This is a genomic window from Roseateles sp. P1_C1_2, assembly GCF_056406535.1.
In genome coordinates, this window is record NZ_JBFUAB010000032.1 from 58,608 (window position 1) to 72,388 (window position 13,781).

The 13,781-nt window shown below is 69.6% G+C and carries 13 protein-coding genes; 11 read left to right on the plus strand and 2 right to left on the minus strand.

Going from position 1 to position 13,781, the window contains the following annotated elements; all coding sequences use genetic code 11:
• The 8 genes from AC1D2H_RS27045 to AC1D2H_RS27080 all read left to right on the plus strand — a co-directional run bounded on the left by AC1D2H_RS27045 (position 1) and on the right by AC1D2H_RS27080 (position 8,807).
• Entirely contained in the window at positions 1–975 is a 975-nt protein-coding gene (locus AC1D2H_RS27045; RefSeq protein WP_478013033.1) for an arabinose ABC transporter substrate-binding protein, read from the plus strand.
• Positions 972–2,486, plus strand: coding sequence for an L-arabinose ABC transporter ATP-binding protein AraG (gene araG / locus AC1D2H_RS27050; protein WP_478013008.1), 1,515 nt, complete (start codon positions 972–974; stop codon positions 2,484–2,486). Before AC1D2H_RS27045 ends, araG begins: the two co-directional genes overlap by 4 nt.
• Before the next feature lie 2 nt (positions 2,487–2,488).
• Entirely contained in the window at positions 2,489–3,469 is a 981-nt protein-coding gene (gene araH / locus AC1D2H_RS27055) for an L-arabinose ABC transporter permease AraH (RefSeq protein ID WP_477934284.1), read from the plus strand.
• Positions 3,462–4,622: a glycosyl hydrolase 53 family protein gene (locus AC1D2H_RS27060; protein WP_478013009.1), complete on the plus strand. Its 1,161-nt coding sequence runs from the start codon at positions 3,462–3,464 to the stop codon at positions 4,620–4,622. Before araH ends, AC1D2H_RS27060 begins: the two co-directional genes overlap by 8 nt.
• Positions 4,619–5,389 carry an SDR family oxidoreductase gene (locus tag AC1D2H_RS27065; protein WP_478013010.1) on the plus strand — a complete coding sequence of 257 codons (771 nt, stop codon included), beginning with the start codon at positions 4,619–4,621 and terminating at the stop codon, positions 5,387–5,389. The genes AC1D2H_RS27060 and AC1D2H_RS27065 overlap by 4 nt, the downstream gene beginning before the upstream one ends.
• Positions 5,386–6,339, plus strand: coding sequence for a LysR family transcriptional regulator (locus tag AC1D2H_RS27070; protein ID WP_478013011.1), 954 nt, complete (start codon positions 5,386–5,388; stop codon positions 6,337–6,339). Before AC1D2H_RS27065 ends, AC1D2H_RS27070 begins: the two co-directional genes overlap by 4 nt.
• Positions 6,336–7,265 carry a LysR family transcriptional regulator gene (locus tag AC1D2H_RS27075; protein ID WP_478013012.1) on the plus strand — a complete coding sequence of 310 codons (930 nt, stop codon included), beginning with the start codon at positions 6,336–6,338 and terminating at the stop codon, positions 7,263–7,265. The genes AC1D2H_RS27070 and AC1D2H_RS27075 overlap by 4 nt, the downstream gene beginning before the upstream one ends.
• A 90-nt stretch (positions 7,266–7,355) precedes the next feature.
• Positions 7,356–8,807 (plus strand): NAD-dependent succinate-semialdehyde dehydrogenase, encoded by a 1,452-nt coding sequence (locus tag AC1D2H_RS27080; RefSeq protein ID WP_478013013.1) that lies wholly within the window; start codon positions 7,356–7,358, stop codon positions 8,805–8,807.
• Here the strand turns inward: AC1D2H_RS27080 and AC1D2H_RS27085 are convergent, their stop codons facing one another.
• On the minus strand, positions 8,808–9,443 hold the full coding sequence (locus AC1D2H_RS27085; protein WP_478013014.1) for a hypothetical protein: 636 nt from the start codon (positions 9,441–9,443) through the stop codon (positions 8,808–8,810).
• A gap of 112 nt (positions 9,444–9,555) precedes the next feature.
• Between AC1D2H_RS27085 and AC1D2H_RS27090 the strand changes: the two genes are divergently transcribed.
• The 3 genes from AC1D2H_RS27090 (at position 9,556) to AC1D2H_RS27100 (ending at position 12,712) form a co-directional block, all read left to right on the plus strand.
• Positions 9,556–10,452 (plus strand): helix-turn-helix domain-containing protein, encoded by an 897-nt coding sequence (locus AC1D2H_RS27090; protein ID WP_478013015.1) that lies wholly within the window; start codon positions 9,556–9,558, stop codon positions 10,450–10,452.
• The gene (locus tag AC1D2H_RS27095) at positions 10,449–11,870 is read left to right on the plus strand and encodes a dihydrolipoyl dehydrogenase (protein ID WP_477934257.1); all 1,422 of its coding nucleotides are present in this window, start codon (positions 10,449–10,451) and stop codon (positions 11,868–11,870) included. Before AC1D2H_RS27090 ends, AC1D2H_RS27095 begins: the two co-directional genes overlap by 4 nt.
• Before the next feature lie 74 nt (positions 11,871–11,944).
• The gene (locus AC1D2H_RS27100) at positions 11,945–12,712 is read left to right on the plus strand and encodes an SDR family NAD(P)-dependent oxidoreductase (RefSeq protein WP_478013016.1); all 768 of its coding nucleotides are present in this window, start codon (positions 11,945–11,947) and stop codon (positions 12,710–12,712) included.
• A 3-nt stretch (positions 12,713–12,715) separates the two neighbouring features.
• Here the strand turns inward: AC1D2H_RS27100 and AC1D2H_RS27105 are convergent, their stop codons facing one another.
• Positions 12,716–13,726 (minus strand): zinc-dependent alcohol dehydrogenase family protein, encoded by a 1,011-nt coding sequence (locus AC1D2H_RS27105; RefSeq protein WP_478013017.1) that lies wholly within the window; start codon positions 13,724–13,726, stop codon positions 12,716–12,718.
• Positions 13,727–13,781: the final 55 nt, after the last annotated feature.

Consider the following 13,781-nt stretch of genomic DNA (forward strand, 5'->3'; position numbering starts at 1 on the left):
ATGCAACGACGCGCCGCCCTCGCTCTGGCTTTGCTGGCCACGCCCTTCGCGCTGCAAGCCGCCGAACCGGTCAAGGTCGGCTTCCTCGTCAAGCAGGCTGAGGAGCCCTGGTTCCAGGACGAATGGCGTTTCGCCGAACAGGCCGCCAAGGACAAGGGCTTCACGCTGGTGAAGATCGGCATCCCCAACGGCGAAAAGATGATGGCCGCCATCGACAACCTGGCCGCGCAAAAGGCTGTCGGCTTCGTCATCTGCGCGCCGGACGTGAAGCTGGGCGTGGCCGTCAACCGTGCCGCCAAGCGCCACAACCTCAAGGTCATGTCGGTGGACGACCAACTCGTCGACGGCGCCGGCAAGCCCATCGCCGACATCCCGCACATGGGCATCTCGGGCTTGGAGATCGGCAAACAGGTCGGCCAGGGCCTCCTCGCCGAGATGAAGACGCGCGGCTGGAAACTCGACGAAGTCGGCGTGCTGCGCGTGGCCTTCGACCAGTTGCCCACCGCCCGCGACCGCACCATGGGCGCGGTGGAGGCCCTCAAGGCGGCCGGCATGCCCGCCGCCAATATCGTCGACGCGCCCCAGGCCAAGACCGACACCGAGAGCGCCTTCAACGCGGCCAACATCGCCTTCACGAAGAACGCCAAGTTCAAGCGCTGGGTGGCCTTCGGTCTGAACGACGAAGCGGCCCTGGGTGCCGTGCGCGCCGCGGAAGGCCGTGGCATCAAGCAGGACGCCATGCTGGCCATCGGCATCGGTGGCAGCCAGACGGCACTCAACGAATTCACCAAGCCCACGCCCACCGCCTTCTACGGCACCGTGCTGATCAGCCCCAAGCGCCATGGCTACGAAACCGCCGTTGCCGTCTACGAGTGGGCCACGGCCGGCAAGGCGCCCGCCCCCGTCACGCTGACGGCCGGCACGCTGATGACGCGCCAGAACCAGGCCGAGCTGCGCAAGCAAATGGGTTTGTGATGTCGTCTCTGCAGTTCGACAACATCAGCAAGCATTTCCCCGGCGTCAAGGCGCTGAACGGAGTGAGCTTCGAGGCGCGTGCCGGCCAGGTCATGGGCCTGCTCGGCGAGAACGGCGCGGGCAAGAGCACGCTGCTGAAGATCCTCGGCGGCCAGTACAAGCCCGACGGCGGCCGCCTGCTGCTGGAGGGCCAGGAGCGCCACTTCACGTCGGCCGGCGACGCCATCGCCGCGGGCGTGGCCATCATCCACCAGGAGCTGCAGTACGTGGCCGAGCTGACCGTGGCCGAGAACGTGCTGCTGGGCCGCCTGCCGACACGCTTCGGCCTCGTCGACCACAAGGCCGCACGCCGGCTGGTGGCCGAGCAGTTGGCCGCGATTGGCGTGGACCTCGACCCGGCCGCACGCCTGTCCGAACTGTCCATCGCCCAGCGGCAGATGGTGGAGATCTGCAAGGCCGTCATGCAGGACGCCAAGGTCATCGCCTTCGACGAGCCCACCAGCAGCCTGTCGCACCGCGAGACGGAGATCCTGTTCCGGCTGGTGAAGCGCCTGCGCGCCGAGGGCCGCACGCTGATCTACATCTCGCACCGGCTTGAGGAGCTGTACGAGCTTTGCGACGCCTGCACCATCTTCCGCGACGGCCGCAAGATCGTCACGCACGAGGTGATGGCCGAGGTGCCGCGCGAACGGCTGATCGCCGACATGGTCGGCCGCGAGCTGCAGGATATCTACGACTACCGCACGCGCCAGCAAGGCCCCATGCGGCTTGAGGCGCGGGGCCTGCACAGTCCGCGCCTGCCCGAGCCGCTGAGTTTTGCGATGCGCGGCGGCGAGGTGCTGGGTTTCTTCGGCCTGGTGGGCGCCGGCCGCAGCGAGCTGATGCGCCTGCTCTACGGCGCCGATGCGCGCCGTGGCGGCGAAGTGCTGCTGGACGGCAAGACCGTCTCCGCGGCCGGCCCGTCGGCGGCCATCGCGGCTGGCATCGTGCTCTGCCCCGAGGACCGCAAAGAGCAGGGCATCCTGGCGCACTCGTCGGTGGCCGAGAACATCAACATCAGCTGCCGCCGCCATGGCCTCGCGGGTGGCATCTTCCTTCGCCACGGCCAGGAGGCCCAGCGCGCCGACGACTTCATCCAGAAGCTGCGCATCAAGACGCCCAGCCGCGAGCAGGAGATCCGCCTGCTGTCCGGCGGCAACCAGCAGAAGGTCATCCTCGCGCGCTGGCTGGCCGAGCCGGGGCTGAAGGTGCTCATCCTCGACGAGCCGACGCGCGGCATCGACGTGGGCGCCAAGAACGAGATCTACAAGATCATCCACGACGTGGCCGCTTCGGGCTGCTGCGTCATCGTCATCTCCAGCGAACTGCCCGAGGTGCTGGGCATCACCGACCGCCTCATCGTCATGCGCGACGGCCGCATCAGCGGCGAGCTGTCGCGCGAACAAGCCAGCGAGACCGCCGCGCTCGCCCTGGCCCTTCCGGACGGAGCGCCTGCCGCGCCTCTGCACTGAGCATGAACACGACCACTCTCACAACCCGCCCCGCCATGTCCACCACGTCCCGCGCCCTGCTCAAGGAACACAGCATGACGCTGGGCTATGCCCTGCTCTTCGTCGTGCTGGCCTTCTCGGTGGAGAACTTCTTCTCCTCGGCCAATATCGTCGGCCTCTTGCTGTCGGTCGCCCAGATCGGCATGGTGGCCTGCACCATGATGCTGTGCCTGGCCTCGCGGGACTTCGACCTGTCCGTCGGCTCGACCATCGCCTTCGCGGGCGTGCTCGGCGCCATGGTGCTGGAGCGCACCGGCAGCATCGGCCTGGCCATCGGTGGCGGGCTGCTGGCCGGCGCTTTGATCGGCGCGGGCAATGGCGTGCTGATCGCCTACCTGCGCGTCAACGCGCTGATTGCCACGCTGGCCACCATGCTGATGGTGCGGGGCCTGGCCTTCATCGCCTCGCAAGGCCAGGCCGTGGGCATTGCCGACGAGGGCTTCATCTCCTTCGGTGACACAGCCTTCTTCGGCCTGCCGCTGCCGATCTGGATGACGGCCCTGTGCTTCCTCATCTTCGGCGTGCTGCTCAACCACACGGTGTTCGGCCGCAACACGCTGGCCATCGGCGGCAATCCCGAGGCCGCGCGGCTGGCGGGCGTGAAGGTCGAGAGGCTGCGCGTGTGGATCTTCCTGCTGCAGGGCGTCGTCACGGCGCTGGCCGGGCTCATCCTGTCGGCCCGCATCACCAGCGGCCAGCCCAACGCGGCCACCGGCTTCGAGCTGGACGTGATCTCGGCCTGCGTGCTGGGCGGCGTGTCGCTGCAGGGCGGCAAGGCGCGCATCTTCGGTGTCGTCATCGGCGTGCTCATCATGGGCACGGTCGAGAACGTGATGAACCTATTGAACGTCGACGCGTTCTATCAGTACCTCGTCCGTGGCCTCATCCTGCTGGCCGCGGTGCTGCTGGACCAGCTGAAGACCCGGGGCGAGCGCCGTGCTTGATCGGCGAACTCTGCTGGCTTCCACGCTGGCAGTTGCGCTGCCGGCGCATGCCACCACGCCTTTCCTGGCGGGCGGCGACATTTCCGCGCTGACCTGGATGGAACGCGCCGGTGCCGTCTACCGCGACCGCGATGGCCAGCCGGGCGACTGCCTGGCCCTGCTGAAGCGCTACGGCCACAACATCGTCCGCATCCGCCTCTACGACCACACCGGCCCGGGCACGGGCGCCGACGGCTGGTACTGGCCCGAGGGCTCCATGGACCTGCCCGATGTGCTGGCCCTGGCCCGCCGCGCCAAGGCGCTTGATATGCAGATCCAGCTGACCCTGCACTACAGCGACTTCTGGACCAATTCCAAGACCCAGGACCCGCCCCATGCCTGGCGCCGCGAGCTGAGCAAGCTGCCCGACGATGCCGCGCGCTTCGAGCGTCTGCTGGCCCTGGTCGAGGCGCGCAGTCGCGAGGTCGTGAAGGCCATGGTGGATCAGGGCACGCCGCCCGAGTTCGTGTCGCTGGGCAACGAGATCGAGGCGGGCACGCTCTATCCCTGGGGCCGCACCGACAACTGGAAGCAGCTCGGTGCGCTGCTGAAGGCCGGCCACGCTGGCGTGAAGGCCGCCCACCCGGCCGCGAAGATCGTGCTGCACCTGGACGACGGCGGCAACGAAGCCAAGTACCGCGACTGGTTCGACCACGCGCGCGAGCAAGGCGTGAAGTGGGATGTCATCGGCGCGTCCTACTACCCCTTCTGGACCAAGAAGAACGTCAGCCAGCTCGTCAGCTTCTGCGCAGCCGTCACGGCCCGCTACGACTGCGATCTGCTCGTCATGGAGGCCGGCTTCAACTTCGCGCCCAAGCGCCACGACGGCTGGCCCGGCCAGCTCGAGCACAACGGCCCCTACCCGGCCCGCATGAGCAGCCCCGAGGGCCAGCGCGACTTCATGGCCGAGCTGCTCGGTGCCTGCAAGGCCGCGCCGCGCGTGCTGGGCGTTCTCTATTGGGACCCCATCATGATTGCCAACCGCAAGGTCGGCTGGGCGCTGAAGGAAGGCTCCGGCGAGCCCGGCCCCAACGTCGTCTCCAACACCACCCTTTTCGACTTCCAGGGCCGGGCCCTGCCCGTGCTCGACATCTGGAAGCGCTACACCCAATGAGTTCTCTTCGTCTGCAAGGCAAGGTCGCGCTGGTGACCGGATCCACCCAGGGCATCGGCAAGGCCGTCGCCCGCCTCTTCGTCGCCGAGGGCGCCAAGGTCATCCTCAACGGCCTGGCGGCTGACGAGGCGCTGGGCGCTGCGTTGGTACAGGAACTGGGCGACGACAACGCGCTTTTCATCGCCACCGACATCGCCGACGAAGCCGCAGTGCGCTCCATGGCTGCACGCGGCGCCGAGCGCTTCGGCACCATCAATGTGCTGATCAACAACGCCGGCATGGACGTCTTCACCGAGCCGCTGGCGATGACGACGGCGCAATGGCAGCGTTGCTTCGCCGTGGACCTGGACGGCGCCATGCACTGCAGCCGCGCCGTGCTGCCCGGCATGCTGGAGCAAGGTGGCGGCAGCATCGTCAATGTCGCCTCCGTCCATGGCCACCGCATCATTCCCAACGCCTTCCCCTACCCCGTCGCCAAGCACGCGCTGATCGGCATGACCAAGGCGCTGGGCATCCAATACGCGGCGCGCAATGTGCGGGTCAACTCGATTTCACCCGGGCTGATCCTGTCCGAGCGCGTCGTCGAATGGCTGGCCAACTCGCCCGAGGACGCCAGGCGCCAGATCGAGTTGCTGCCGCCCAAGCGCATCGGCGAGCCCATCGAGGTTGCCTACACTGCCCTCTTCCTCGCCAGCGATGAAGCCCGCTTCATCAACGCCACCGACATCCTCATCGATGGCGGCCGTTCGCAGCTCTATCACGAATGACAGATCCCCGTTCGGACCGCTTCGTCCGCTCCCACCTGAAAACTCGCCAGCTTGTCTTGCTGGTGGAACTGGGGCGGCACGGTTCGATCCTGCATGCGGCCCAGGCGGCCAATCTGACCCAGCCGGCCGCGTCCAAGCTGCTGGCTGATCTTGAACACGCGCTGGGCGTCAAGCTCTTCGAGCGCCTGCCGCGCGGCGTGGCGCCGACCTGGTATGGCGAGGTCATGATCMGCCGCGCCGGAGCGGCGCTGGCTGAACTGGACGCCGGCCACCAGGAGGTCATGGAGCTGCTGTCGGGCCTGTCCGGTCGCGTCGCCGTCGGGGCGGTGCTGACGCCTTCGACGACGCTCTTGCCCGCCGCCATCGTGCTGCTGAAGGCGCGCCAGCCGCGCGTGCACGTGGCCATCACGGTGGACACCAGCAAACCGATGATCCAGCACCTGCAGAGCGGCGAGCTGGACCTCGTCATCGGCCGCGTGCTGGACAGCGAGTCCGCCGCCCAGCTGAGCTTCGAGCCGCTGACGGACGAGCCCCACAGCCTCGTCGTGCGCGCCGACCACCCGCTGGCGGGCCGCAGCGATTTGAGCCTGCCCGAACTGGCGCGCCAGAGCTGGATATTGCCGCCCGGCGGCAGCATCCTGCGCGACCGCCTGACCGCCCTCTTCCTGTCCGCCGGCCTGGACCAGCCGCAGGAGACCGTCGAGACGCTGTCCCTGCCCGTCGTGACCAGCCTGCTGAGCCAGTCCGACATGGTCTCGGCCCTGCCCGAGGAGCTGGTGCGCCCCTACCTGGAGGCCGGCCTCTTGACGGTGCTCAACTTCGACCTCGGCCTGCGCATGGACGCCTACGGCATCGTCACCCGCCGCGGCCACCAGCTGTCGCCCGGCGCCGAGCTGATGCTGGCCTGCCTGCGCGAGGAAGCCGCGCGGCGCGGGCTGCACAGCAAGTGACGCTGCAGCAGCTGCGCGACTTCCTGGCCGTGGCCGCCCACGGCGGTTACCGCGCGGCGGCCCGTGCACTGGGCGTGGCCCAGGCTGGCCTCACCAAGAGCATTGCCAAGCTGGAAGAGACGCATGGCGTCGTGCTGATCGACCGCTCGCTGACTGGTGTCGCGCTGACGCCCGAGGGCGTCGAGTTCCATCGCCTGGCGGCCTCGGTCCTGCTGGAGGCCGAGCGCGCCGAGGCCTGGCTGCGTGCCACTGCGGGAGCAGCCGGCCAGCGTGCCGCGAGCATTGCGCTGGGCGCCTCCATCGAGCCCTCGCTGCAGATCGTGCCGGCCGTGCTGGCTGACTTCCAGCGCCTGCTGCCCGGCGTCACCGTGCAGCTGACCCAGGCCACGCCCGCCCTCACCCTGGCCAGCCTGCGGCAGAACCGGCTGGAGCTGGCTGTCACGCGCGTTCCCGCGGAGGAGCTGGCGGCCGCCGACCTCGTTGTCCAGCCGCTGTTCGAATCGGAATCCATCGTCGTGGCGCGCGCTGGCCATGCGCTGGCCACCCATGCCGAACCGCTGTCCGTGGCCGAGTTGGCAAGCCAAGCCTGGCTGGTGCTGGGCGATCCCGCCATCGCGGGTGCGGCCGACGCCAGCATGCTGGAACTCTTCAGCGCGCGCGGCCATGCAGCGCCCCAGGTCGTGGCCGTCACCGACTCGCTGTTCGACGCGGTCGCCACGCTGGCCCGCTCCGAGCTGCTGGCCCGGCTGCCGCGGCCGGTGTTGCAGCACCCGCTGATCCAGGGCCAGCTCGCCGAGCTGCGCCTGGCCGAGCCGGCCTCGCCGCGCTACACGGTGGCCATCGTGCACAAGGCCGTGCGGCCGCTGTCGGCAGAGGCGCGCATGCTGGCCGGCATGCTGGCGTCCTGGGCACGCAGCCTGCAGTGATCGCTTGAGGCGATCGCGATCGCCGCCGCAGGTCTTTACGCTGAGCGCGGGCGCAGCGAGCATCGCGGCGCTTTCGCTTTGCTTTCCTGCATGACCCACGACTACGCCGAAGACCTCCGCCTCCTCATCGACGGTGAATGGCTGCCTGCCGGCCACCGCGCCACGCGACCCGTCCTCAACCCGGCCACCGGCGCCACGCTGGCCGAACTGCCGCTGGCCGAAGCTACCGACCTCGACCGCGCGCTCAGCGCTGCCGAGCGAGCCTTTGACAGCTGGCGCCACAGCGCCCTCGACGAACGCTCGCGCGTGCTCCAGGGCGCTGCGGCGCTGCTGCGCCAGCGCGCCGACGTCATCGCCCGCCATGCGACGCTGGAACAGGGCAAGCCGCTGGCCGATGCTCATGGCGAAGTGATGGGTTCGGCGGCCCTGCTCGACTACTACGCCGAGGAATGCCATCGCCTGCCGGGACGCGAGCTGCCACGCCCCCAGGGGCGGCGCGCCACCGTCACCTGCGAACCCGTCGGCCCGGTGGCCGCCTTCGCGCCCTGGAACTTCCCGCTGCACAACCCGGCGCGCAAGCTGGCCCCGGCCATCGCGGCGGGCTGCTCGGTCATCCTGAAGCCGGCCGAAGAGACGCCGGCCTCGGCCCTGCACATGGCCGGTGCCCTTGTCGACGCCGGCCTGCCGGCGGGCGTCGTGCAGATCGTCTTCGGCGTGCCGGATGCGGTGTCGCGCCAGCTGCTGGCGTCGCCGGTCATCCGCAAGCTGTCCTTCACCGGCTCGACGACCGTTGGCCGCCACCTGCTCGGCCTCGCCGCACAACAGCCGCTGCGCACGACGATGGAGTTGGGCGGCCACGCGCCGCTTCTGGTGTTTGCGGACTCCGATATCGACGCCGCCGCCCAGCGCCTGGCGCGCACCAAGTTCCGCAACGCCGGCCAGGTCTGCATCTCGCCGACGCGCTTCCTGATCCAGCGCGCGGCCTATGAGCGCTTCGTCGACAGCTTCGTTGCCGAGGCCTCGCGGCTCGTTGTGGGTGATGGCATGGAACCGGGCGTGCAGATGGGGCCGCTGGCGCATGCCCGGCGCGTTGAGGCGATCGGCGGGCTGGTCGACGACGCCCGCCAGCACGGGGCCCAGGTCCTGCTGGGTGGCCGGCGCCTCGACGAGCGACCCGGCAACTTCTACGCACCGACCGTGCTGGCCGGCGTGCCGACCCACGCACGGGCGATGAACGAGGAGCCCTTCGGGCCGTTGGCGCTGATGACGCCCTTCGGCGACATTGACGAAGCGCTGGCCGAAGCCAATCGCCTGCCCTACGGTCTGGCGGCCTATGCCTGGACCGGATCGCAAACGACGGCCCGGCGCGTCGCGGCCGCGCTGGAGAGCGGCATGGTGGGCATCAACACCACCAGCATCTCGGGCGCGGACACGCCCTTCGGTGGCGTCAAGCACAGCGGCCACGGGCTGGAAGATGGCGCCGAGGGGCTGGCTGCCTATTTCGTCACCAAGGTCATCCACGAGGAAGCCTTGGCCGGTTGATCAGGGCTTGCGAGCGAGCGGGATCTGCAGATTCGTCGGCCGGTTCTCCTCGCTGTCGAAGCCGCGGCCGTCGATGTGCCGCGCGCCCCAGAACAACAGGCCATGGCTCAGGTGCACGAGGTCGTACTCCATGAAGTTGCGGCCCTCCACCAGGCCGAAGGGCGCGAAGGGCTTGCCGAAGACGCTCTGCGTCGCACCCACCTCCCACCTGGCATAGCCCTGGCTCGCGGCCTGATTCAACACATCGGCAAAGCCCTGCATCAGCGGCGTGACCTCGTACGCCTCGTCGGCGAGGAAATCGACCTTCTGCGCGCCGGCCGCGACCGCGTGCTCGCCGGGCCACAGCATGTGGCCACGGATCAGGATGCGCGCCAGCGGCACGCGGCCGAGGGGGTCGGCAAAGTTGGTCACCACCAGTTCGAAGCGGTCGCCCCGCGAGTAGCGGAATTCGCGCCTCAGGTGGAAGGGCTTGAGGCTGCCATCGGCGTTCTTCAGGCTGCTGGGGCGCAGCTCGGTGGCGAGGCTGGTCCAGTCGCCCAGCAGCTGGGTCTTCAGGTCGTCGAGATTCATGGCGTCGGCTTTCAGGGCTGAAGCCGCCAGGCACAGGGCCAGCGCGGCGCGTCGGGTCCACATCATGGAGGTCCTCCTTCGCGGCCCAGTGTGGGCGCGGACCTTGCTGCGGCGTTAGCCCAAATCGGCAAAACATGGGGGGCCGCGGGGCCAAGGCCTGGCGGCTATCCTTGCCCGCATGGCGATCCGCCTCGACGTGTTCGACGACTTCCACCTGCACGGCGCCTCGGCACCCGAGTGGGAGCAGCGTTACGTCCAGCTTTCGCCAGGCGTGATGCGCAGCGCCCTCATCGAGACGGCGGCGCCGGGCCTGCATGTGTTCCGCAAATGGATGAGTGAACGTGTCGTGCAGCAGGGCTGCCTGCCGGCGGGGCAGATCTGCTTTGCGATGCTGCATGGGGGCGGCTCCGGCCAGCCCTGGATGCAGGGGCGTGAGTTGCAGGACGATCTGGTCTTCGTGCTGCGCGCCGGCCAGGACTTCATGCTGCAACGGCCACCGGGCATGGCGCTGCTGGCCTGCAGCTTCGAGGCAGAAACCTTTCGACGCCTGCTGGATGCGCGGCCTTGGGGCGCGTCGGCGGGGGCGCTGCTGTCGCGGCCCAGCGTCCTGGCGCCTGCCGCTGAACTGGATGCGCTGCGTCGCGTGCTGTTGCAGGCATCCTCGGCGCCGGCGGTCTTCGCGGCGCTGACCGACCTCTTCGAAGCCGCCGCTCATCCAGCGCCACGCGCGGGCAGCGCGTCGGCCGCCTACATCGTCGCGGCCTGCCACCGCCTCGTCGCCACCAGCGGCGATGAGCCCCCCGACATCGAAACCCTGTGCCAGCGCCTGCGCACCAGCCGGCGCAGCCTGCAGAACGGCTTCCGCCAGGTGGCGGACACGACGCCCGTGCACTATCTGCGCAGCCTCAGGCTCAACGCCGTGCGTCGCCGGCTTCTGGCGACACTGACCGCCAAGCTCAGCGTATCCCAGGCCGCGGGCGATGCCGGCTTCGGGCATCTGAGCCATTTCGGCTCGCGCTACCGCGAACTCTTCGGCGAGCTGCCCTCGCAAACCTTCAGAAAGCCTCTGCCATGACCCTTCAATGCGACGTGGCCATCATCGGCGCCGGTACCGCTGGCATGGCCGCCTACCGCGCCGCACGCGTGCACACCGACAAGGTGCTGCTCATCGAGGCGGCCCACTACGGCACGACCTGCGCGCGCGTGGGCTGCATGCCGAGCAAGCTGCTGATCGCCGCGGCCGAGGCGGCGCAGACCGTGCGCGAGGCGCACCGCTTCGGCGTGCAGGCCGAGGCGCCGCGCATCGATGGCCGTGCCGTCATGCAGCGCGTGCGCAGCGAGCGCGACCGCTTCGTCGGCTTTGTGCTGGAGACCATCAATGGCTGGCCCGAGGCGACGCGGCTGTTCGGTCGAGCGCGCTTCATGGGGCCGAACACCCTGGACGTCGACGGCCAGCGTGTCACGGCCAAGCGTGTCGTCATCGCGACCGGTTCGCGGCCCTTTGTCCCGGCGGGCTGGCGCGAGCGCCTGGGCGCCAAACTCCTCGTCAATGACGACGTGTTCGACTGGGTCGATCTGCCGAAGTCGCTCGCCGTCGTCGGTGCCGGCGTCATCGGCCTGGAGCTGGCCCTGGCCCTGCACAAGCTGGGCGTGCGCGTGCGCCTGTTCGCGCGCGGCAACCGCGTCGGCCCGCTGACCGACCCCGAACTGCAGGCCCTGGCCCAGCAACTGTTTGCCGCAGACCTGCCGCTGACGCTGAATGCCGCCAACCTGGACCCGGTGCTGGAAGGCGACCAGGTCCTCATTGGCGGCGAGCGCTTCGAGGCCCTGCTCTGCACGGCCGGGCGCCAGGCCAATCTCGACGACCTGGGGCTGGAGACGCTGAACCTGCCGCGCGACGCCGAAGGCCATCCTGAGATCGACCGCCACACCAGCCAATGGGGCGGCATGCCGGTCTTCATCGCCGGCGACGTGACCAACGACCGGCCGCTGCTGCACGAGGCTGCCGACGCCGGTCGCATCGCCGGCGACAACGCGGCGCGCTGGCCCGATGTGCACCGCCGCCCGCGCCGCGCACCGCTGGCCATCGTCTTCAGCGAGCCGCAGATCGCCATTGCCGGTGCCAGCCACGCCGAGCTGCTGGCCACGGGCCGCGAGTTCGACACCGGCCGCGTCAGCTTTGCCGACCAGGGCCGCAGCCGCGTCATGCTCGTCAACCGTGGCGGCCTGCACGTCTACGCCGAGCGCGGCACGGGCCGGCTGCTGGGTGCGGAGATGATCGGCCCGGCAGCGGAACACCTCGGCCATTTGCTGGCCTGGAGCGTGCAGCGCGGCGATACGGTGCAGGACATGCTGGACTGCCCCTTCTATCACCCGGTCGTCGAGGAAGGCCTGCGCACCGCGCTGCGCCAGCTCAGCAGTGACCTGCACCTGCCGCCGCCGCCCATCGAGGACTGCCTGGACTGCGACACCTCGGCCGAGGTGGGCAACTGAACCTGACTTGATCGATCTCAAGCCTCGCGCTGGCTTGCGGCGCGACATTGAAGGGCAAGCTTCAGGAGATCGGCATGGACAGGCTCAAGGGCAAGGTGGTGGTCGTGACCGGCGGCGCGATGGGCATTGGCGAGGCGATCTGCCGGTTGATGGCGGCCGAGGGCGCCAGGGTGGCGGTCACCGACCTCGATGACGAGCGCGGCGAGGCGGTCGCCGTGGCGATACTGGCCCGCGGTGGCCAGGCCGCCTACTGGCATCTGGACGTCAGCGACGAGGCCCAGGTCAGGCGCGTCTTTGGCGCGGTGGGGCAGCGCTTCGGGCCGATCTCGGTGCTCGTCAACAACGCCGGCATCGCCGGGCCCAACAAGCCCACGCACGAGCTCAGCGTGGAGGAGTTCGAGCGCGTGATGGCGGTCAATGTGCGCGGCGTCTTCCTCGGCACCAAGCATGTCATCGCGCAGATGCGCGAGGCGGGCGGCGGCAGCATCGTCAACCTGTCCAGCATCTACGGCCTCGTCAGCGCGCCGGACGTGCCGCCCTACCACGCCAGCAAGGGCGCCGTGCGCATGATGACCAAGACCGACGCCCTGCTCTACGCCGCCGACCGCATCCGCGTGAACAGCGTCCACCCCGGCTTCATCTGGACACCCATGGTCGATGGTTTCCTGAAGACCCAGGTGGACCCGGCCGCCGCCAAGGCCGCAACGGCCGCCCTGCACCCGCTGGGCCATATGGGCGATGCCGATGACATCGGCTGGGCCTGCGTCTACCTGGCCAGCGACGAAAGCAAGTTCGTCACCGGCAGCGAACTGGTCGTGGACGGCGGCTACACCTGCCGCTGAGGCTCAGCCCGCCAGCACCTCGACGACGACCTTGCCCCGCGCCTGCCCGGTCGCGACGAGGCCATGGGCCTCGCCGGCCGTCGCCAGCGTGAAGTGGCGCGCATCCACGCGCGGCGTCAGCAGGCCGGCGTCCACCAGTGCCGCGGCCTCGGCCAGGATGCGGCCGTGTGCCTCGCGGCCTTCGCCGCTCAACAGCGGCAGCAGCGTGAACACGCCCGAGTAGGTCGCCGCCCGGAAGGACAGCGGCGCCAGGCTGTGCGTGCCCCAGCCCAGGATGCTGACGACATGGCCGCCATAGTGCCGCGCGGCGCTGAATGACGCGTCCAGCACAGCGCCGCCGACGGCATCGAAGACGACGTCGAAGCCCCGGCCGGCTGTGTGCTGGCCGACATAGTCCGCCACCGTCTCGCTGCGGAAGTCGATGGGCGTGGCGCCCCAGGAACGCACAAGCTCGAAGTCCTCGGCCGCGACGGTGGCGAACACCTCGGCGCCACGCGCGTGCGCCAGTTGCACGGCCGCATGGCCGACGCCGCCGGCGCCGCCCTGCACCAGCACCTTCTGGCCGGCCTGCACCTGGGCACGGTCCACCAGCCCTTCCCAGGCCGTGATGACGGCCAGCGGCAGCGCGGCAGCCTCGCGCATCGTCAGCCGCGCCGGCTTGCGCGCCAGCAGGCGGGCGTCGACAGCGATGAACTCGGCCAAGGTCCCCTGCAAGCCACCGATGCCACCGGCCATGGCGTAGACCGCGTCGCCCTGCTGCCAGCCCGTCACGCCCGAGCCCACCTTTTCGATGACACCGGCCATGTCGATGCCGAGCACCGCCGGCAGCGGCTGGCGCGCATGGGCGGCCTGGCCGGCGCGGATCTTGGTGTCCAGCGGGTTGACGCCGCTGGCATGGATGCGCACCAGCACCTGGCCTGCGGCGGGCTCCGGCAGCGGCATGTCGACGGCGACGAAATCGCCGCCGGCTTGGTTCACGCGCAGGGCGCGCATCGCGGGGGCAAGTCGGTTCATGAGGACTCCTGGGTGGTTGATGAGAGGAGTTTTGTTCATGCGACATCGAATGAAA

What these genes read in the sequence shown, in the direction of transcription:
- AC1D2H_RS27090 (WP_478013015.1), top strand. Translation starts at nt 9,556, where the DNA reads ATGGCGATCCGCCTCGACGTGTTCGACGACTTCCACCTGCACGGCGCC.
- AC1D2H_RS27045 (WP_478013033.1), top strand. Translation starts at nt 1, where the DNA reads ATGCAACGACGCGCCGCCCTCGCTCTGGCTTTGCTGGCCACGCCCTTC.
- AC1D2H_RS27100 (WP_478013016.1), top strand. Translation starts at nt 11,945, where the DNA reads ATGGACAGGCTCAAGGGCAAGGTGGTGGTCGTGACCGGCGGCGCGATG.
- AC1D2H_RS27095 (WP_477934257.1), top strand. Translation starts at nt 10,449, where the DNA reads ATGACCCTTCAATGCGACGTGGCCATCATCGGCGCCGGTACCGCTGGC.
- araH (WP_477934284.1), top strand. Translation starts at nt 2,489, where the DNA reads ATGAACACGACCACTCTCACAACCCGCCCCGCCATGTCCACCACGTCC.
- AC1D2H_RS27080 (WP_478013013.1), top strand. Translation starts at nt 7,356, where the DNA reads ATGACCCACGACTACGCCGAAGACCTCCGCCTCCTCATCGACGGTGAA.
- AC1D2H_RS27105 (WP_478013017.1), bottom strand. Translation starts at nt 13,726, where the DNA reads ATGAACCGACTTGCCCCCGCGATGCGCGCCCTGCGCGTGAACCAAGCC.
- AC1D2H_RS27085 (WP_478013014.1), bottom strand. Translation starts at nt 9,443, where the DNA reads ATGATGTGGACCCGACGCGCCGCGCTGGCCCTGTGCCTGGCGGCTTCA.
- AC1D2H_RS27065 (WP_478013010.1), top strand. Translation starts at nt 4,619, where the DNA reads ATGAGTTCTCTTCGTCTGCAAGGCAAGGTCGCGCTGGTGACCGGATCC.